At 43.7% G+C, this 18,559-nt stretch carries 16 protein-coding genes; 6 read left to right on the plus strand and 10 right to left on the minus strand.

Annotation, left to right across the window (positions count from 1 at the left end):
• Positions 1-317: 317 nt before the first annotated feature.
• From ACFGVS_RS11505 to ccsA, 3 genes are all read right to left on the minus strand, one after another.
• Entirely contained in the window at positions 318-1,754 is a 1,437-nt protein-coding gene (locus ACFGVS_RS11505) for a Glu/Leu/Phe/Val family dehydrogenase (protein ID WP_090644913.1), read from the minus strand.
• A 152-nt stretch (positions 1,755-1,906) separates the two neighbouring features.
• Positions 1,907-2,116 (minus strand): CcmD family protein, encoded by a 210-nt coding sequence (locus ACFGVS_RS11510; protein WP_090644910.1) that lies wholly within the window; start codon positions 2,114-2,116, stop codon positions 1,907-1,909.
• Positions 2,116-2,790 carry a cytochrome c biogenesis protein CcsA gene (gene ccsA / locus ACFGVS_RS11515; RefSeq protein ID WP_090644907.1) on the minus strand — a complete coding sequence of 225 codons (675 nt, stop codon included), beginning with the start codon at positions 2,788-2,790 and terminating at the stop codon, positions 2,116-2,118. Before ccsA ends, ACFGVS_RS11510 begins: the two co-directional genes overlap by 1 nt.
• Positions 2,791-3,068: 278 nt before the next feature.
• On the opposite strand from ccsA, the gene ACFGVS_RS11520 reads away from it, so the two are divergent.
• Positions 3,069-3,833, plus strand: a complete 765-nt coding sequence (locus ACFGVS_RS11520) for an SDR family NAD(P)-dependent oxidoreductase (RefSeq protein WP_439698716.1) — start codon at positions 3,069-3,071, stop codon at positions 3,831-3,833.
• 208 nt (positions 3,834-4,041) lie between these two features.
• On the opposite strand, the gene ACFGVS_RS11525 is transcribed toward ACFGVS_RS11520, so the two are convergent.
• The 4 genes from ACFGVS_RS11525 to ACFGVS_RS11540 form a co-directional block, all read right to left on the minus strand.
• Positions 4,042-4,848 (minus strand): helix-turn-helix domain-containing protein, encoded by an 807-nt coding sequence (locus tag ACFGVS_RS11525; RefSeq protein ID WP_439698717.1) that lies wholly within the window; start codon positions 4,846-4,848, stop codon positions 4,042-4,044.
• A gap of 66 nt (positions 4,849-4,914) precedes the next feature.
• Entirely contained in the window at positions 4,915-5,799 is an 885-nt protein-coding gene (locus ACFGVS_RS11530) for an oxidoreductase (protein WP_439698718.1), read from the minus strand.
• 164 nt (positions 5,800-5,963) lie between these two features.
• Positions 5,964-6,713 (minus strand): HAD-IIB family hydrolase, encoded by a 750-nt coding sequence (locus ACFGVS_RS11535; RefSeq protein ID WP_439698719.1) that lies wholly within the window; start codon positions 6,711-6,713, stop codon positions 5,964-5,966.
• Positions 6,714-6,830: 117 nt separating this feature from the next.
• Positions 6,831-7,511: a phosphonatase-like hydrolase gene (locus tag ACFGVS_RS11540; RefSeq protein ID WP_439698720.1), complete on the minus strand. Its 681-nt coding sequence runs from the start codon at positions 7,509-7,511 to the stop codon at positions 6,831-6,833.
• A 629-nt stretch (positions 7,512-8,140) separates the two neighbouring features.
• On the opposite strand from ACFGVS_RS11540, the gene ACFGVS_RS11545 reads away from it, so the two are divergent.
• From ACFGVS_RS11545 to ACFGVS_RS11555, 3 genes are all read left to right on the plus strand, one after another.
• Positions 8,141-9,685 carry an ATP-binding protein gene (locus ACFGVS_RS11545; protein WP_439698721.1) on the plus strand — a complete coding sequence of 515 codons (1,545 nt, stop codon included), beginning with the start codon at positions 8,141-8,143 and terminating at the stop codon, positions 9,683-9,685.
• A 69-nt stretch (positions 9,686-9,754) separates the two neighbouring features.
• Positions 9,755-10,846, plus strand: a complete 1,092-nt coding sequence (locus tag ACFGVS_RS11550) for a PAS domain-containing sensor histidine kinase (RefSeq protein WP_090644885.1) — start codon at positions 9,755-9,757, stop codon at positions 10,844-10,846.
• Positions 10,847-10,978: 132 nt separating this feature from the next.
• Complete coding sequence (locus ACFGVS_RS11555; protein ID WP_439698722.1) at positions 10,979-12,103, plus strand: C1 family peptidase; 1,125 nt, start codon at positions 10,979-10,981, stop codon at positions 12,101-12,103.
• A gap of 45 nt (positions 12,104-12,148) precedes the next feature.
• Here the strand turns inward: ACFGVS_RS11555 and ACFGVS_RS11560 are convergent, their stop codons facing one another.
• Positions 12,149-12,523, minus strand: a complete 375-nt coding sequence (locus tag ACFGVS_RS11560) for a DUF779 domain-containing protein (protein ID WP_439698723.1) — start codon at positions 12,521-12,523, stop codon at positions 12,149-12,151.
• Positions 12,524-12,596: 73 nt separating this feature from the next.
• Positions 12,597-14,099, minus strand: coding sequence for an aldehyde dehydrogenase family protein (locus ACFGVS_RS11565; RefSeq protein WP_439698724.1), 1,503 nt, complete (start codon positions 14,097-14,099; stop codon positions 12,597-12,599).
• Between the two features lie 156 nt (positions 14,100-14,255).
• Here ACFGVS_RS11565 and ACFGVS_RS11570 point away from each other — a divergent pair, with 156 nt between their 5' ends.
• Positions 14,256-15,182, plus strand: a complete 927-nt coding sequence (locus ACFGVS_RS11570; protein WP_090644873.1) for an AraC family transcriptional regulator — start codon at positions 14,256-14,258, stop codon at positions 15,180-15,182.
• A 100-nt stretch (positions 15,183-15,282) separates the two neighbouring features.
• Here the strand turns inward: ACFGVS_RS11570 and ACFGVS_RS11575 are convergent, their stop codons facing one another.
• Positions 15,283-15,519, minus strand: coding sequence for a helix-turn-helix domain-containing protein (locus ACFGVS_RS11575; RefSeq protein WP_274212313.1), 237 nt, complete (start codon positions 15,517-15,519; stop codon positions 15,283-15,285).
• A 247-nt stretch (positions 15,520-15,766) separates the two neighbouring features.
• Between ACFGVS_RS11575 and ACFGVS_RS11580 the strand changes: the two genes are divergently transcribed.
• Entirely contained in the window at positions 15,767-18,166 is a 2,400-nt protein-coding gene (locus ACFGVS_RS11580) for an ABC transporter permease (RefSeq protein ID WP_439698725.1), read from the plus strand.
• Positions 18,167-18,559 lie beyond the last annotated feature (393 nt).

Here is an 18,559-nt window from a genome sequence, read left to right on the forward strand (position 1 = left end):
CTAAAAATCAATCACTTATTAAAAAGTAACGCCATAAAAACGTACGAATATGATACAGCATAGTACGTGTGCGAACGGCAATACCTGTTGTGCCCGGGCAATACATTCATACTGTACAGGGCATTAGCACAGTGTCATTAAGTTTAAGTTAAGAAAAACAGGTAATGACGTGTTTTTAAGCACATGATTACCAATATCGAACATCCGTCATTGAGGTACGAAGCAATCCTCTACATGCTAAGTCCCACGTAGTTTGGGATTGCTTCGTTCCTCGCAATGACGGTAGTTTAGAACATTGATTACCAACGACCAAATATTTACGGCCAGATACCTAAGTTTTGGTAACTCACCGCTATTTTATTAATTGCACCTACCATGGCAGCGCTGCGCAAGGTATCAATTGCCGGGTTGTTTTTGTAAATCTCCCTGATCTCGTAGTACGAACGGATCATGGTATCTTCCAAACCGGAGTTTACCAACTCTAATTCAGATGCGCCTTTAATAATGGTCGACCTTTGCATCGGGGTTAATGATGTACCGGTAATACCCTCTACCATATTTACCAGGTTAAGGTTTGAGTTTTCCTCGAACCTGCGGTTCATGCGGCCAAAGGCTACGTGGCTCAGGTTTTTTAACCACTCAAAGTACGATACCGTTACACCGCCCGCATTGGCATACATATCCGGGATAATGATACCGCCGTTGGCATAAAATATAGCTTCGGCCTCGGGCGATGTTGGGCCGTTTGCGCCTTCAGCAATGATTTTTGCCTGTATGTTGCGGATGTTGCTTTCGGTTATCTGGTTTTCTAAAGCCGCCGGTACCAGGATATCGCATGGCTGCTCCAGGCCTTCCATGGTGTTTTTAAATTCCTGTGCCGCGCCTGCGTAACCTAAAATAGATCCGCTTGCTTTACGGTGCTGGAAAACGGCTTCAACGTCGAGACCGTTTTCGTTATAGATGGCGCCTTCAAATTCGCAAAGGCCAACTATGATGGCACCAAACTCGGCCAGGAATTTTGCAGAGTAGTAGCCTACGTTACCTAAACCCTGCACAATTATCCTTTTGCCCGATAAGCCTGGCAATAGGCCGATTTTTTGCATATCATCGCCAAAGCTAACGCACTCGCGAACGGCGATAGCCACACCGCGGCCTGTTGCTTCCCTCCTGCCTGCAATACCATGCAAAGCAATGGGTTTGCCGGTAACAGCGCCCATAGCATCCAGTTGACCGGGGTTCATGGTGGCATAGGTATCGGCTATCCAGCTCATTTCGCGTTCGCCGCTGCCGTAATCCGGTGCGGGTACGTCAATGCTGGGGCCTATAAAGTTTTTCTTGATGAGTTCTACAGTATAGCGGCGGGTAATGTTTTCCAGTTCGCTTACAGTGTAGTTTTTAGGATTTATTTTGATACCGCCTTTGGCACCACCAAAGGGTACGTTTACGATAGCGCACTTATAGGTCATGAGGGCAGCAAGGGCCATTACCTCATCCTCGTTCACCATTTCGCTGTAGCGGATACCGCCTTTGGTTGGCGATTGGTGGTGCGAGTGCTCAACGCGCCAGGCATCAATTACCTCGAAACCATTGCCCCTGCGGATGGGGAAACGGAAACGGTAAACGCTGTTACACGACTTAATCTGATCGAGCAAACCAGCGTCGTGTTTAGTAAACTGTGCTGCGTAATCAAAGTTTTTACATACGTCGCCAAAAAAGTGGGTCTCCTGGTCGGCAACTAAAATATTGGTATCCATAATTATTGTATAAATATTAAACTCTTAAAAAAGTGTGCAAATTTGGTACAATTTTTATCAATATTGCAAATATATTATAGTTAGTGTTTCAGGTACACACTATGCATGCATAGTAAAATCAGTGTTTAAACGGAATAGGGCTATCTTTTTTATTATTGATTTTTTTCTATTTTTCTAAGCCTGCGGTCGATAGAGAACAGATAAATGGCCAAGCCTAAAAAAACGATCACGATAGTACACACTACGACGTATATTTTCCCCGAACTGCGCAACACATCGGCCATTTCAACCGGACCATTTTGTTGTGCAAAAGCTGTAGCAAAGCTCAGCAACAACATTAACATTAATGTTAACTTTTTCATTAATTTATTTGGTTCTTTTTATATTCAATTAAACGGATGCGGTACCGTACCGATGCTATCCACACACCCATAGCGCTCCAGGCTATAAAAGCCGGGTACAGCACCATACGCATGCGGTTATCCATATCCAGCTTGCCAAAAGCTGGGTTACCACCGTTGCCGGGGTGCAATGAATCGGTCATGCGGGGCAGTACCATAATGAGTACGATCATGATAGGGAACGCGAAGATGTTATAAATGGCCGAAATTTTGGCCCGCTTTTGTTCCTCATCAATAGAGTTACGCAATACCGAATATGCACAATACAACAGGAATGCTATAGCCGCGCTATTTTGCTTTGGATCGTTGCTCCAGAAAGCGCCCCAGGTGTACCTGGCCCAAAGCATGCCGGTTATAAGCCCTATAACAAAAAAGAAAAGGCCCGTATTAGCGCTTTCTACGGCTATCAGGTCGTACTCCTCTTTACCTGTTTGCAGGTACTTGATACTGTAGTAAACCGATATGGTAAACACGGTAAACATGGCCATCCACATAGGTACGTGGAAATAAGTATTACGGATAGTTTCGTGCAGGATGGGCATGGTTGGCACGCCAAGTAATAAGCCCGCAATAAGTGTGTAAACAATCACAATTACGGTTACTACCTTCCACCAGGTTTGATAAATAAACTTCATATTATTTGACAAAGGTAGCAATTTGTTCATTAGTTCACTGGTTCATTAGTCCATTGGTTGCATGGTTGATTACCGGAATAATTGAATATAAATTACCGCCAAATAAAACACCTCACTACAGTTTCAAACACGCTAATTAGCCGCTCAACACCAATGAACTAATGAACCTGTGAACCAATGAACGACGAAGATTTGATATTGGTAAACATCGGATTGAATTGCGCAAACCGGGCGTAACTTGGCGCGTTACCTTTGTGCTGTTAAATTAAAACACACAAATGGAACCAATAAATAAAATAGCCCTTATTACCGGCGGCAGCCGTGGTTTGGGTAAAAACATGGCTTTTGCCCTGGCCAAAAAAGGCATCAACGTAATACTTACGTATCACAGCAAACAAGATGAAGCACAGGCCGTAGTAGCCGAGGTCGAAAACCTGGGCGTTAAAGCCGCTGCCCTGCAATTAGATGCCGGAAATGTTAAAAGCTTCGATAGCTTTTTCAATCAATTAAAAACGGTTTTAACGGATAAGTTTAACACCGCCAATTTTGATTTTTTGATTAACAATGCCGGAATTGGTATACATGCCCCTTTTGCTGATACCAATGAGGAAGACTTTGACTTGCTGGTTAATGTACACTTAAAAGGGGTTTTCTTTTTAACCCAAAAAGCGCTGCCCCTGATTAATGATGGCGGCCGCATTATTAACCTATCAAGCGGGCTGGCCCGCTTCAGTAACCCTGGATATGCTGCTTACGCAGCCATGAAGGGAGCTATTGAAGTATTAACCCGTTACCAGGCCAAAGAATTGGGTGCCCGCGGCATAGCGGTAAATACCGTGGCCCCTGGCGCCATTGAAACTGATTTTGGCGGCGGCGTGGTACGCGATAATGAGCAGGTAAACAAAATGATTGCCGGTGTAACCGCCCTTGGCCGTGTTGGCGTGCCCGATGATATTGGCGGCGTAGTAGCGTTTTTGTGCACAGAGGATGCGCGTTGGATAAATGCGCAACGCATCGAGATATCAGGCGGTATGAACGTTTAATGTGATTTACTATCACACAAAAAAACTCCCGGTTGGCAGCCGGGAGTTTCTAAACAAAAATTCAAACCAATAAATAACTAACCTTTTACATCTTTTTGTACGTGAACCTAAACGTAATGGTTACGTTAAAAATTAGTTTTTTTATTTATTTAAACAACTCAATACAAATTGATTACCCACCGGTTACTTTGGCTGCCGAATGCTTATTTTAAACCTTAGAAGGCGCTACTCCAAATGCTTTTTTAAACGCGAACGAGAAGTGCGAAAGGTCTTCAAAACCCAGTTCGAGGTAAACCTCAGATGGGGCTTGCCTTTTCTGCTTAATCAGGTAGTGGGCTTGTTGCAGCCTGCGCTGCTGTAACCATTTGCCGGGGGTAGTATGAAACGTTTTTTCAAAATCGCGTTTAAACGTGGCCAAACTACGCCCTGTTAAGTAGGCAAAGCGTTTTAGCTCTACATTAAACTGGTAATTTTTGTTCATAAAGCCTTCCAGGTCTATTTTACCAGGCTCGCTGAAATCAAACAGCACATCTTTAAGTTCGGGATTGCCTTGCAATAATATCAATATAGCTTCGCGCAGTTTTAACCGTTGTAACTCGTTGCTAATGGTATGCCCGCTTTGCTGGTAAGGCAGCAGTGATTCCATAAAGCTTTTATACAAAGCGTTGGGCTTTAAAGCAATAAAAGGGCCGTCGGTATCATGCTTTTCTGATTTCAGGCCGTATTCCATACTAAAATTACGCAAGGTTTGCTGGTCGAGATAGATGGATAAAGCCCTGTACTCGCCATTGGGTGGCGGCGACTTTATAAATTTGATAAGATGATTGCGCTTGCTTAACCTAAAATCCCCCTCTTTAACATGATAAGTATGCTCTCCGTCGGTTATCTGGATAGAGCCGGCTATCTGGTAGCTAAAAACATGCTCGGGCACAAACTGTTCGCCCTCCCTGCTTCTGGCAATGTAGCAGGAGTGCTTTATTTGCTGTAAAATGGGTTCCTTATCCTGTTTAAGCATATCATTCAAATTTACAATAATAGCTGCGCCTGTAAAATAAACCTGCGCAGCTATTATTCGTGATCCTTATTTTTTGAGCGTGAGGTATGCTTTTCCTTGTTCTGATTCAAAGAAGTTCTCCGATTCATCATGATCGGTTGAAATACTTAATGGGGCCCATTTGTCAAGCTCGGCCATTTTTGCGGTGTCGGATGCTTTTACAATAGCCAGGCCTTCGCTGCCCAATATTAAATGCAATGGCGGCTGCGGATGATCAACAATTTCAAGCATTACTTTTGCTGCCTTATCAGGGTCGCCAACCGGTTTAAAATTGCCACTCTTGAAAAAGGCAGCCCTTTTTTCAACTGTAGCCTCATACCCTTCAATTGATTTTGCGTAGGTCATCGAGTCGCCGGCCCAATCTGTGCGGAAACCACCCGGTTCAATCACAATTACTTTGATACCCAATGGGGCCACTTCCTGTGCAAGGCCTTCGCTAAAGCCGCTCAAGCCAAACTTTGCTGCCTGGTAAATGCTTACACCACCGCTGCCTACCCTGCCGCCAATGGAGCTTATTTGCAAAATATGCCCCGACCGTTGTTTACGCATATGAGGCAACGCCGCGCGGGTAATTGCTATAGGCGCCCACAGGTTGGTATCCAGCTGGCTGTGCACCTGCTCATCGGTATAAGCTTCGGCAGCACCGGTAATACCGAAGCCTGCATTGTTTACCAATACATCTATGCGGCCAAAATGCTTTATCGTACTTTCAATAGCCGCGTTTATCTGTTGCTGGCTTGTTACATCCAGTTGAATGGGCAGTACCTGGCCTGGGTATTTATCTATAAAATCCTGAAGTTGTTCGGGGTTGCGGGCTGTAGCGGCTACTTTATCGCCTTTGGCTAATACTGCTGCTGTAAGGCTGCGTCCCAATCCGCGGGAGCTGCCTGTTATAAACCATATTTTTTCCATGTCTCTTTTTATTTGTTTGTTAATACAAATATCGGGAGAACACCGGGGCTACATTTTGTTGTAAAGCTCAAATTACTTTGTTGAAAAGTGCAGAATGTCCGGGCATATCAAATCTGCAAAAATTGCCAGTTGATCAAAATAGCTGTTGAATTAAACTTGTGATCCTATTTTTTCAAACAGGCCACCACCCCCTCAATCACCCTTTTTGTTTCCTCCGGATCGCGCACCTGTATGCAATCGGCGCCGGTAGTGCGGGCCGGGTAATCGTTACCGCCATCAAACAAGGCATCGCCCATAAACAGCATTTGGCTAATAGGTATCTTGAGTATATTGTGCAGCTTGTGCATCCCGTAGGCTTTATCTATTCCGGGTTTGGTAATATCAATAGAGGTAGCGCCACCCAGGTTCACGGCAAAATCCGGGATCAGCTTATCAAGTATAGTCTTAATTTTTTTGCGCTTTTTAAAATCGGGGTCCCAGGCTTTTTTAGGTTCGAGCGGAGCTTTTTGGCCCAGGGCCGAAAAAGTGATCTGGCTGTCGCGGTCCTCTACCTGTTCGCCCCAAATTTTTTCGGCTTTAAAACCGGATTTTTCAACAGCTTCGTTCAGCGAACTGACGATCTTTTTCTTTTCGTCGGCAGTAAAATCCTCCGAATATATCTTTTTCCAGCCAGCGGGCTTATATTGATAAAATTTGGTACCACAGGTAGGCAGAATTGAAAGTTTTGCCAGCTTTGTACCTTTAGGCAGGTGGGCAATTACCTGCTTTTCAAACTGGGGCCAGTCGCCGCCAGATATAATGGCAACTTTGGCCACATCCAGGAGTGCCGAAAATAATTTGGCCATTTCGGCATCTATCGCGGCCTTACTTTCGGCAAGAGTTCCATCCAGGTCAAAAACAATTAGTTTTTTCATGTTGATGAAGCAACAGCCAGGATGGTTATTTAGTTTGGTGTAGATGGATTTAGTGGCAAAACGTGAACGCAGATTGCTTCGCCACTATGCTATATATGAATTATTCGTTTTCACCGTTTACTTAACTGCATCAACCAGGGGCAGTAACTCCAGCAAATTATCAATGATGCCTTCCGGATTGGCCGATTGCAATTGTTGTAAGGTATGCGCACCCGTAGTAATGCCAACATTTAGTAAGCAGCCTGCGTTGCGGCCTTCTTCGATATCGATGATCGAATCGCCAACTTTTGCTACTTCCCGGCCATCAGTAATCCCGAAATGTTTCATAGCAAACCAAATCATGTCCGGATTAGGACGGTTTTTGTCAACATCGTCGGCGGTAACCAGCAAGTCAAATTCCACACCTTCTTCCCATCCTAATTTGGCAACCAATGATTGAGCGGTTTTGCGGTTGTAACCTGTGTTTAAAACTACCAGGATATTTTTTTCGCTTAACGCGCCAAATAAATCTGTGGCATTGGGCTGCGGCAGTACATTTAAAGCAGCATAAGCATCAGCCAGTTGAGCTATAAAATTCGCATAAATGCTATCGGTAAGGCTATGGTCTTCTGTGTCTGTATAAACCTGCAAAATACTTTTTATGGCCTGCCGTTTTTCTTTACCTGCGCCCTGCGCTAATACCTCATCAAGGCTAAAGTTATAACCGGCCTGGTTTATCGCTGTCCGAAGCGTTTTATATACCACGTTATCCTCGTCAACGGTAGTACCAGCCATATCAAAAACAACCATTCTTATCATGTTATTCTATTTTATCTTTTAACAATCCTTACGCTCTTTTTAACTCCGCTTCATCATAAAATCACTGTTATGGCTCGTGACCATTACACCTAACCGCCGGTAACCCTTACACTTGCTTTGTTATAGTTGACAAAGGTAAAAGCTTCATGCACCCGGGCAAATTCTGCAAAAGCTTATAATTGCCTTGATATGGCTATCAGGATTTACATTGATGTATAACCGGTGCCGTATTCATCTTCTCATCTGTTCTCCGCAGAAAACGATACAAACCAGTCGGCCGTCAAATCTTTAATAAACAATACAGCGATTAAATTTAGCCGCAAATATAGCGCAGCTAAGTAGGTAGTCGGCATACGCTGTTTTATCAAATTGTTATGTTATTATTAGCGAACGATATTTAAATAATGTGTTAAACCCGGAGCGGGCACCAGACAGTACGTCTTAGCTAAGTATTTTATAATGGCGGTTTCTGTTTTAAGTTAATTTCTTAATATTATCCTCAAACAATTAGGGCTTTTATCCGTACTATTGTATTCATCCGGTTTTTTTAAGCTTAGCAACTCAAAAACAGCTTACTGCATTTTACAAACATCTACCTGTCCGGACGGCGATGGTATCTCATTAAAACAATGGCACTGTCGGCCCGTGATATGGAAATAAAGAAGCTATCGGAACAATTAATTGTTGCCAACAAGGAATTGTTAATCCAGCACCAGGAAAACGAAAAACTCGCCGCCGATTTAAACCTGGCCCTCATTGAACTTGAGCTGCAAAACACGGCGAAAGGAAAAGTTGTAGCCGAACTAACTATTGCCAACATCGAGCTTGATTTTCAAAACGAAGAAAAAAGAAAACGGGCTGCCGAACTGATTATAGCCAATATTGAACTTGATTTTCAGAACATTGAAAAAAGGAAGCGCGCCGAAGAGTTGCTAATTGCCAACAAGGAGCTTGATTTTCAGAACGAAGAAAAAGAAAAACGGGCTGCCGAACTGGTGATTGCTTATGCCCAACTCAGTTTTCAGAACAAGGAAAAAGAGAAACGGGCCGCCGAACTGATATTGGCTAATACCGAACTGATTTTTCAAAATCAGGAGAAAGAAAAACGGGCGGCCGAATTAATTATAGCCAATACCGAACTCATTTATCAAAACCTGGAGAAAGAAAAACGGGCCAACGAATTAATTATAGCCAACGAAGAGCTTATTTATCAGAACCTGGAAAAAGAAAAACGGGCAAATGAACTAATTATAGCCAACAAAGAACTTGTTTATCAAAATAAAGAAAAAGGCAAGCGTGCAGCCGAATTGATTATTGCCAATATTGAACTTGATTTACAGGATGAAGAAAAGGAAAAACGCGCTGCAGAATTACTGGCCGCACTTAAAGAACTCGACTTTCAGGACGAAGAAAAAGGCAAGCGCGCCGCCGAGTTAATTATTGCCAACAGGGAAATACAGGTACAAAAGCAGGAAAAAGAACGACGCGCCGCCGCCGAGGCCAAAAAAGATGAATTTTTTAACATGGTAAGCCATGAGTTTAAAACCCCGCTAACCAATATCAAAGCGATTAACCAGTTGCTGGAAAAAACAGCCGATAAGGCCGGCAAAACCTATTCTTTCATTTTAAATGCCAACCACAGCATTAAACGCCTGGAGCGGTTAATTGAAGATTTGCTTGACGTTACCCGGATAAATGCCGGATTGATAGATTTAAACATCGCCGAATTTAATTTTACCGATGCCCTTACCCACAGCATTGCTAATGTTCAGCTAACATCAGACAGGCACCGGATTGTGCTGGAAAACTCAGTCAGCATAAAATACCTTGGCGACCAGTTCAGGATAGAACAGGTAATGGTAAACCTGCTAAATAATGCCATCAAATACTCACCTGAAGCTGATAAAATACTGGTTAAAGCCGAAATATCAGGAGACAGAGTTATGGTAATTGTGGAAGATTTTGGTATTGGAATAGCCAAAGAAGATATAGATCAGCTGTTTCAGCGATTTTACCGGGTAAGCAAAACGGCAATGCTTTACCAGGGTATAGGTTTGGGGCTTTATATTGCTGCCGAGATCATTAAAAAACATAACGGTACTTTCAATATCGAAAGCGAACCGGATAAAGGCAGTCGCTTTTGCTTTACCCTGCCCTTAAATGCAGGCGCTTAAACAAATTACATTAAATACAAAAGCTATTGCTTAACTTGTTAGCCTTATCCAATTATCAAAGTAACCATTATGTCGTCAATGTTAGCCTACAAAGAGCCGTCTATCAAGGTAACCCAGGAGCATCTGAAAATAGCGCTCGACCAGGTTCAATTAGGTTTTTGGGAACTTGACCTGGCCAGTTACACCCTCAACTGCACCTCTAAATGTAAAACCAACATCGGCATCGGCGAAAACGATACATTGGATTATGATAAGTTATTGAACTGTATCCTGCCCGATGACAGGCCGCTAATGCCCGAAGCAATTATTGAGGCTATTCAATCTGCCGCGGGGGTTTACAGCCTGCAATACCGGGTAAGGCATCCTGATAATACCATTCATTGGATTGATGCAAAGGGGACAGTGCTATTTGATGCGGCAGCCCCCTCACACATCATAGGCACCATGGTTGATATCACGGAGAAGAAAGACCTGGAACTTTTAAGAGATGAGCTTTTTAATGTAACCACGCACGAACTTAAAACACCGTTATCGGCAGTTAAAGGCTATTTGCAATTATTAGATAGGTTTATTGCCGGCATTGGCGATGAAAAAATTACCCAGGTGGCCAAACGGGCCCTTGGCTCGGTAGAAAGGATTACCAGGTTGCTCAATGAAATGGCCGATCCGGCCAACCTATCCAACCAGATCAGGTTGGCTAAAGATTCATTTGATTTAAACGCCCTTGGCGAAGAAATTGCGGCCAACGCTATGCTGATAAATCCCGAATACAATATTCGGGTGGCTGCCACAAATAATAAAAACCTGGTATTTGCCGATAGGTACCGTATTGGCCAGGTTTTAACAAATTTGGTAAATAACGCTGTTAAATACTCGCCCGATTGTACCAATATAGTTGTATATATAGGGGCAAACGAGACCGAAGCCAAAGTACAGGTTAAAGATTTTGGCATAGGCCTGCCCAAAAGCGAGCACCACAAGGTGTTTCAAAAATTTTACCGGGCAACATCAACGCCACAAAACATACCCGGGTTTGGCATCGGCTTATTTTTAAGCGCCGAAATCATCCTGAGGCATGGTGGCCTTATTGGCGTAGATGATGACGAATCGGCAAACGGCACCTGCTTTTATTTTACCCTGCCGGCACCCGCTGTTAGTTAAAATAAATTCCCCCTATCGCAAACCGATCAAACAGGTATTTAAAAAGGATGCCAGGGGATTGTTATTATCGGCCGGTGCCATTCGCCCAATCAAAATTTATTCCTATTTTAGTAGTTTACCCCATTATTTAAGATGAGAAAACATTTCCTGTCCCTGCTATTTGCCGCTGCTTTTGGTTGTGCTTATGCGCAGCAGCCGGTAACCATTAAAAAAATTGCCGCAGGATCCGTAAAATACCAGGGCGGCACCAATACCTGCTGGTCGTTTTCAACAACGTCGCTTGTTGAATCGGCAGAGATAGCTAATGATAAAAAAGATATCGATATTTCGGAACTATATACATCGCGCAACCTGTTTATTGAAAAGGCAAAACGTTATATCCTGTCAAACGGCACAAGTTTATTTGAGGCCGGCGGGCTGGCGCATGATGCCATGTACGGGATTGAAAAATACGGCGCTATCCCCAACGAGTTTTACGCACGTAAAAAAGGTGTCGAATTTTCAGACAAAAGCAACAAACAAACCGACGAGATCCTTAAAAGCTACCTGGATTCGGTACTTAAAACGAAGCCCATCGATGCCAACTGGCTGGCAGGTTTTATTAAAAAACATGATGATATTGTGGGTACACCGCCGGCTAAATTTACCTGGGAGGGCAAAGAATACACCCCGCTTAGTTTTGCAAAAGAGGTTTTAAAGTTCAACAGGCAGCAATATGCTACAATTACGTCGTTTACGCACCACCCTTTTTACGAGAACTTTCCGCTGGAAATTCCCGACAACTTTTTGCTGCGCGAAAATTACCTGAATGTGCCGTTGGATGAGTTGATAGCCATTGCCAAAACCACCATTGAAAAAGGGCAGTCGCTGGTAGTTGATATGGATGTAAGTAACAACGGCTGGAACTGCGGCAAAGCAGGCTATGCGTTGTTTGAAGACAAACGCTTTTATCGGGTGGGCAACGCCGATACAGCTGAGATGGCTTATACTGCACCGCTAAGACAACAATTATTTGAAACCCTAATAACGCAGGACGATCACCTCATTCACATTGTAGGTATCGCCAAAAGTAAAGCCGGCAAATTATTCTTTATCCTGAAAGATTCTGGAGGCGATCATTACGGACCGTTTAAGGGGTATGATTATGTATCTGTAAATTATTTTGCCATTAATGCGCTAAGTATCACCGTGCCGGTTACCGCGCTGGATGAAAAATATGCTAAAATAGTAAAGGCACCGGTGCCGCTTATCAATTAAAAGTAACAGACAATACCATAAGAGGAGGGCAGGTAAAACGCCGGATCAGGATTCAAAATATTCAACCTGTTCCAAATCGCCCAGTTCCTCATCTGTAAACAGCCTGGAGCGGATAATGAACCTAATGCCCATAGGAATTTCGATAGAAAAGCTACTGCCCCGGCCAGGGGTAACATCCAACGTAAGATGCGTATGTTTCCAGTATTCAAACTGATCAATACTCATGAAAAATTCGCAGCCTGCAACTTCTCCTATTTTCACATCACTGCTTCCAATTTTAAAGTCGCCCTTTTCAAAACACATGGGCGATGAGCCATCGCAGCAGCCGCCACTTTGGTGAAACATCAATTCGCCAAACCGGTTTTTTAACTCAGCTATTACTTTTTCGGCTTCGGGGGTAACGGATACTCTTTTGGTCATGGCAAATCAATTTACAAAATAAAAGGCGCCGCAAAATCCCAAACATTTTGCGGTCGCCTTTAACATTACTGGGCTAAAAGAAGCCCAGTTTGTTCTTATTATAGGAGATCAGCATATTTTTGGTTTGCCTGTAGTAGTTCAGCATCATTTTATGATTTTCGCGGCCAAAGCCCGATTTTTTGTAACCGCCAAAGGGCGCATGTGCAGGGTAAGCGTGATAATTATTAACCCAAACCCGGCCGGCCTGTATAGCACGGGGCACCTGGTAAATTTCATGGGCATCGCGTGTCCACACGCCCGCGCCAAGGCCGTAAAGGGTATCATTGGCAATTTCAATAGCCTCTTCGGTAGTTTTAAAGGTAGTAACCGATACCACCGGGCCAAAAATTTCTTCCTGGAAAATGCGCATCTTATTGTGGCCTTTAAAGATGGTTGGCTGTATGTAATAGCCCCCACCCAACTCGTCAGGAAGCTTTTGGGCGTCGCCGCCGGCCAGTACCTGTGCTCCTTCTTTTTTACCAATATCCAGGTAACTCAGAATTTTTTCATATTGATCATTAGATGCCTGTGCCCCCATCATCGTAGTTGAATCTAAAGGATTGCCCATAATGATGGCATTTGTGCGGGCAATTACACGTTCTATAAACTTATCATAAATATTCTCGTGCACCAGCATACGCGAGGGGCACGTACAAACTTCGCCCTGGTTTAACGCAAAAAGGACAGCACCTTCTACAGCTTTGTCAAAAAACTCGTCGTCGGCATCGCCAACAGACTCAAAGAAAATATTTGGCGATTTACCGCCCAGTTCCATGGTGACGGGAATTAAATTTTCTGAGGCGTATTGCATAATCAACCTGCCGGTTGTGGTTTCGCCGGTGAAGGCAACTTTGCTGATACGCGGGTTAGTAGCCAATGGCTTGCCGGCTTCGGGGCCAAAACCGGTGACAATGTTTAAAACACCCGGAGGCAAAACATCGCCAATGAGTTCCATTAGCACCATAATACTGGTTGGGGTTTGCTCGGCGGGCTTTACCACCACACAACAACCGGCTGCTAAAGCGGGCGCTATTTTCCATGTGGCCATTAGTAAGGGGAAGTTCCATGGAATAATCTGGCCCACTACGCCAAGGGGCTCCTGCAGGTTAATACTTACCGTAAACTCGTCATGCTCAGATATGCTGCTTTCCTCGGCGCGGATGGCACCAGCAAAATAACGGAAGTGGTCAACACATAGCGGCAAATCGGCAGCCATGGTTTCACGGATTGCTTTACCGTTATCGATGGTTTCTACCGTAGCCAGGTAGCTTAGGTTATCTTCAATTATCTGCGCAATTTTAAGTAATAAGTTGCTGCGGGTAGTTGCCGCGGTTTTACTCCAGGTTTTAAATGCCTCTGTAGCGGCATCAACAGCTGCCTCGATATCTTCTTTGGTTGATCGGGCGGCTTTGGTAAAAACCTTGCCATCAATGGGCGAAATATTATCAAAATACTCGCCTTTAACGGGCGGAACAAATTTACCGCCAATAAAATTGTCGTACTTATCCTTAAAGGATGGTCTTTGGGCTAAACTCATGATGGTTTTATTTTTTAATTGGTTAAGCTAAGTTAGCGGTGGCCTGCATCGGGCATTTGCACTATACTCTCAATTGGGTGCATTATAATTTCAATTTTAAAATGAATTATAAACTACGGATTAGTATGTCTAATTTTATTTAATAATAAACCAATTATGAACGAGAGAAACCTGGTATCTCCGTTTGCCCTCAGTGGTAAACGTGAGTTGCACACGCTGGTAGAAAATCGCCGTGCATATACATTAAACCACTGCGAACTAAATATTTACGAAACTTATCAGCGCAGTGAACTGGTTCCGCTTACTTTTGATGACCTGGTAATTACCAGCATGCTGCGTGGTAAAAAAGTGATGCACCTTTTTGATAAGCCAGGTTTTGATTACCTGCCTGGCGAAACGGTGATAGTTCCGCCAAATGTTACCATGACTATTGATTTTCCCGAGGCATCCGAACTTAACCCTTCGCAATGCACAGCCCTGGCCATTAATCACCACGAAATAAAAAGCACGCTTGATTTTTTGAACGAGAATTATCCCCGTGCCGATGACGTTTGGAAGCTTAACTACCAGCAATTTCACTTTTTTAACAATCATGAACTGGCCCAGCTAATTAATAAGCTCATCAGCATAAGTACAGGCGATGTGTTAACCAAAGACGTACTGGCCAATTTAACGCTAAAGGAGTTGTTAATTAGAATTATGCAAATGCAAAATCTGCATATTGTACAAGATAATATGCAGCAATTATCAACAGGAAACCGTTTTGCTTATATTTTACAATACATTAAAAACCACCTTACCGAAAAGTTGAACATTGATGCCCTGAGCCAGATGGCCTACATGAGCAAGGCCAGTTTTTTCAGGGCATTTAAACACGAAATGGGAATTTCGCCGGTTGATTATATTATTAAGGAGCGGATACAGTTTGCTAAACAGCTATTGCATAATCCTTATTGCAGTATTGCCGATGCCTGTTTTAAAGCCGGATTTAACAACCAGCATTATTTCAGCCGGGCATTCCGTAAAATTGCCGGTACAACGCCAAGTTTTTATAAGGCGGGGATTGTAAGGGAGATGAATTAGACTTTGCACTACCCAAGCCCCGGGCTTTCGGTATTCCAGATATAAGACGGCAGACTTTTTCACGACCTAACCCACTGTTATGGATGACAAGGATAACAGCTTACGCTGCCACGCCATCAGCATTAATAATGTCGACCGGATCGATCTCCAATACGCGGCAAATCTTAAAAAACCTTTCTAAGGTCAGTTTAACATAGCCCAATTCAATTTTGCTATAGGTATTTTGCGATACATTCAACTTGGCAGCAAGATATTCCTGCGAGTAAGCCAACTGTATCCTGGTATTACGGATATTTTGGGCTATGGTTTTTACGCTGTGGTTTGCTAAGGCACTCATTGGTTATGGTTTATTATTTATTATATAAACGCAGTAAACAATAAGTTGGATTTTTTTAATGTTAACTTATTTCAATAAAGAGTAACCCTACGGGTTGTACTCTTTTTAAGAGTATCAATAAGTGTATTGTGGAGCTACCTGACGCGCCACTTTGTTTCATAAGCGTACGCAGCTGTACGCTTATGAACGTTTAGGCCGAAATTAAACACACACAAACAACTACTATTCAGCAAGTTATAAAAACGGCATGATTTTACTGCTTTACAACTTCAATTACATTGTGGCTATGCTTAAAAATTACTTTAAAACCGCCTGGCGAAATTTGTTTCGCAACAAGTTCTATTCGTTAATCAATATTGCCGGCCTTACTGCCGGGCTGGCCATTGGCATTTTGATATTGCTTTGGGTACAGGACGAACTAAGTTTTGATAGCTTCCATAAAAACGCCGACAACATTTACCGCGTAGAACTTTTTGGCGGTACCGGCGCCAGTAAACAAATCTGGCAAACCACTGTAGCGCCTATCGGCCCATTGGCTAAACAGGAACTTACCGACGTGCAGGACCAGGTTCGCCTTATCCCCAACTGGTTCTACTCGTTATATAAATACAAGGAAAAAGTTTTTGGCGAACAAAACGTAGGCTTTGCCGATCCTTCGCTGTTTAGCATCTTCGATTTCCCGCTGATTGAGGGCAATACCGCTAAGCCTTTTTTGAATGATAACTCGGTTGTCATCACCAAAAAAACGGCTCAAAAATATTTTGGTAACGAGAGTGCCCTGGGCAAAGTGATTGTAGCAGAAGGCAAGGAAAACTTTACCGTGAGCGGGGTTATTAACGATTTTCCGCTTAACTCCAGCATCAATTATGATATGATTATGCCCATGAGTTACCACATTAAATATATATTGGAACATGGTAAGCAGGATGCTAACACCGATTTTAATAATTATTCTTATCAAACCTATTTTAAATTAAAGCCCAGCGCATCGTTAAAAAAGCTCTCGGCCGATTTGTTCAAAATCCACATTAAACACCGCGCCGAGGATACCGATGCCGACTACCTGTTGCTGCCCATCAATAAAATGCACTTGTACAACGCCGACTTAACCGATCATGGCATCCAAACGGTACGCATTTTTATTATTATAGCCTTGGTTATTTTACTGATAGCCTGCATCAATTATGTAAACCTTTCTACCGCCCGCGCGCTATTGCGTGCCAAAGAGATCAGCATGCGCAAAATTATAGGGGCTGGCAAAATACAGCTGTTTATGCAATTCCTGGCCGAGACGGGATTGCTGTTCCTTATAGCTACGGTATTTGCCTTGTTTACCATATACCTGCTGATGCCGGTATTTAACCAGCTGGCCGGCAAGCAGTTGGTATTTAACCTGCTCGATCCGCATATCTGGCTCATCATAAGTATAACAGTGGTAGCAACCCTGGCCCTATCAAGTATTTACCCGGCCATGCTGCTATCGTCTTTCGAGCCGTTGAAAGCCCTGAAGGGCAAAATAAGCGGTAGCATTGGCGATGCCCTTTTCCGCAAAATACTCGTGGTGGTGCAGTTTACGTTTTCGGTAGTGCTTATTGTGAGCACGCTGGTTATTACGCGGCAACTAAAATACATCCAATCAAAAAATCTGGGATACGATAAAAGCCATGTTTTTGGTGTTTGGATGCGCGATGCATCAAAACATTACGATGCCGTACGTGCCGAACTTTTAAAGCAGCCCGGTGTAGAAGATGTAACCCGTGCAACCGGCAACATTATCAACAGCGGCGGCATCTCGGGCGACAACTCCTGGGATGGCAAGGCTCCGGGCCAAACCTTTATCCTACATCCTATGGGGATAGATAAAGATTTCATCTCGTTTTTTAAGCTTAAAATGCAGCAGGGCAGCAGCTTCAGCGGAGCAGTGGCCGACTCCACCCATTTTATCCTTAACGAGGCCGCCGTAAAAGAGATAGGCCTTAAAAACCCGATCGGCAAGCGCTTCCGCTTTCAAAGGACCAACGGCACCATTATTGGCGTAATTAAAGATTTCCATTTTGCCAGCATGCGCGAAAAAATTGCACCGGCCATCTTTTTTTACAGACCCGCCGTTTACCAAACCCTATACATAAAAACCAACACCAAAAACGCCGCTGCAGCTATAGCCGCGGCGGGCGACCAGTTTAAACAATACAACGGCGAGTTCCCTTTTAGCTATAACTTCCTGGACGAGATTTTCAACGACCTTTACCAGGGCGAACAGCGCGAGGGCACACTGTTTAACTACTTTGCCGGCATGGCCATACTAATCTCCTGCCTGGGTTTGCTGGGCCTTGCAACGTACACCGCCCAGGTGCGCACCCGCGAAATTGGTGTACGCAAGGTATTAGGCGCATCGGTTGCCGGCGTAGTAAGTCTGCTGGCTAAAGATTTCATCAAACTGGTACTTATTGCCATCGTAGTAGCCTTCCCGCTGGCCTGGTATGCCATGAGCAACTGGCTCAATGGTTTTGCCTACCGCATCCCCATCCATTGGACAGTTTTTGTATTGGCGGCGTTTATCGCCATCGTTATCGCTTTTGTTACCATTAGTTTTCAATCCATCAAAGCAGCGCTGGCCAACCCGGTGAAGACTTTGAGGAGCGAGTAGGGAGGTAAAAGCCGAACCGGCGTTCAGCCTGTGGTCGGTGTTATCAGGCTGAACGCCATGCTAAGTAATGAATATGCAAATCCCGGATGCACGTTTCATCCGGGATTTTGTATTTTTAAACGGAGTAAGGAGCAATACAAATGCATTAAGGAGACAACAGACATTGTTGATTGTCCTAAAGGCATGGTGTATACTTAGCATGCTGGCCCACAAGCCAGAGGAAGCAGCGAGAAGAATTAAGTTTTAAGGAGAATAACATAATGAATTGGAAACAAAGATATGATCACGGAATGAATGCTGTTGTTGCTTTTTATAAGAAGTATGGATCGGTAGCGGATAGCTACATGAGTTTTCGTAAAAGTACCCATGTTGGGAATAGCGGCATAAGATTTC

The sequence above is a fragment of the Mucilaginibacter sediminis genome (genome assembly GCF_051903035.1).
Lineage (GTDB): Bacteria > Bacteroidota > Bacteroidia > Sphingobacteriales > Sphingobacteriaceae > Mucilaginibacter.

Coding starts and splice junctions, on each gene's coding strand:
- ACFGVS_RS11505 (WP_090644913.1), bottom strand. CDS start 1,754: ATGGATACCAATATTTTAGTTGCCGACCAGGAGACCCACTTTTTTGGC.
- ACFGVS_RS11510 (WP_090644910.1), bottom strand. CDS start 2,116: ATGAAAAAGTTAACATTAATGTTAATGTTGTTGCTGAGCTTTGCTACA.
- ccsA (WP_090644907.1), bottom strand. CDS start 2,790: ATGAAGTTTATTTATCAAACCTGGTGGAAGGTAGTAACCGTAATTGTG.
- ACFGVS_RS11520 (WP_439698716.1), top strand. CDS start 3,069: ATGGAACCAATAAATAAAATAGCCCTTATTACCGGCGGCAGCCGTGGT.
- ACFGVS_RS11525 (WP_439698717.1), bottom strand. CDS start 4,848: ATGCTTAAACAGGATAAGGAACCCATTTTACAGCAAATAAAGCACTCC.
- ACFGVS_RS11530 (WP_439698718.1), bottom strand. CDS start 5,799: ATGGAAAAAATATGGTTTATAACAGGCAGCTCCCGCGGATTGGGACGC.
- ACFGVS_RS11535 (WP_439698719.1), bottom strand. CDS start 6,713: ATGAAAAAACTAATTGTTTTTGACCTGGATGGAACTCTTGCCGAAAGT.
- ACFGVS_RS11540 (WP_439698720.1), bottom strand. CDS start 7,511: ATGATAAGAATGGTTGTTTTTGATATGGCTGGTACTACCGTTGACGAG.
- ACFGVS_RS11545 (WP_439698721.1), top strand. CDS start 8,141: ATGGCACTGTCGGCCCGTGATATGGAAATAAAGAAGCTATCGGAACAA.
- ACFGVS_RS11550 (WP_090644885.1), top strand. CDS start 9,755: ATGTCGTCAATGTTAGCCTACAAAGAGCCGTCTATCAAGGTAACCCAG.
- ACFGVS_RS11555 (WP_439698722.1), top strand. CDS start 10,979: ATGAGAAAACATTTCCTGTCCCTGCTATTTGCCGCTGCTTTTGGTTGT.
- ACFGVS_RS11560 (WP_439698723.1), bottom strand. CDS start 12,523: ATGACCAAAAGAGTATCCGTTACCCCCGAAGCCGAAAAAGTAATAGCT.
- ACFGVS_RS11565 (WP_439698724.1), bottom strand. CDS start 14,099: ATGAGTTTAGCCCAAAGACCATCCTTTAAGGATAAGTACGACAATTTT.
- ACFGVS_RS11570 (WP_090644873.1), top strand. CDS start 14,256: ATGAACGAGAGAAACCTGGTATCTCCGTTTGCCCTCAGTGGTAAACGT.
- ACFGVS_RS11575 (WP_274212313.1), bottom strand. CDS start 15,519: ATGAGTGCCTTAGCAAACCACAGCGTAAAAACCATAGCCCAAAATATC.
- ACFGVS_RS11580 (WP_439698725.1), top strand. CDS start 15,767: ATGATTTTACTGCTTTACAACTTCAATTACATTGTGGCTATGCTTAAA.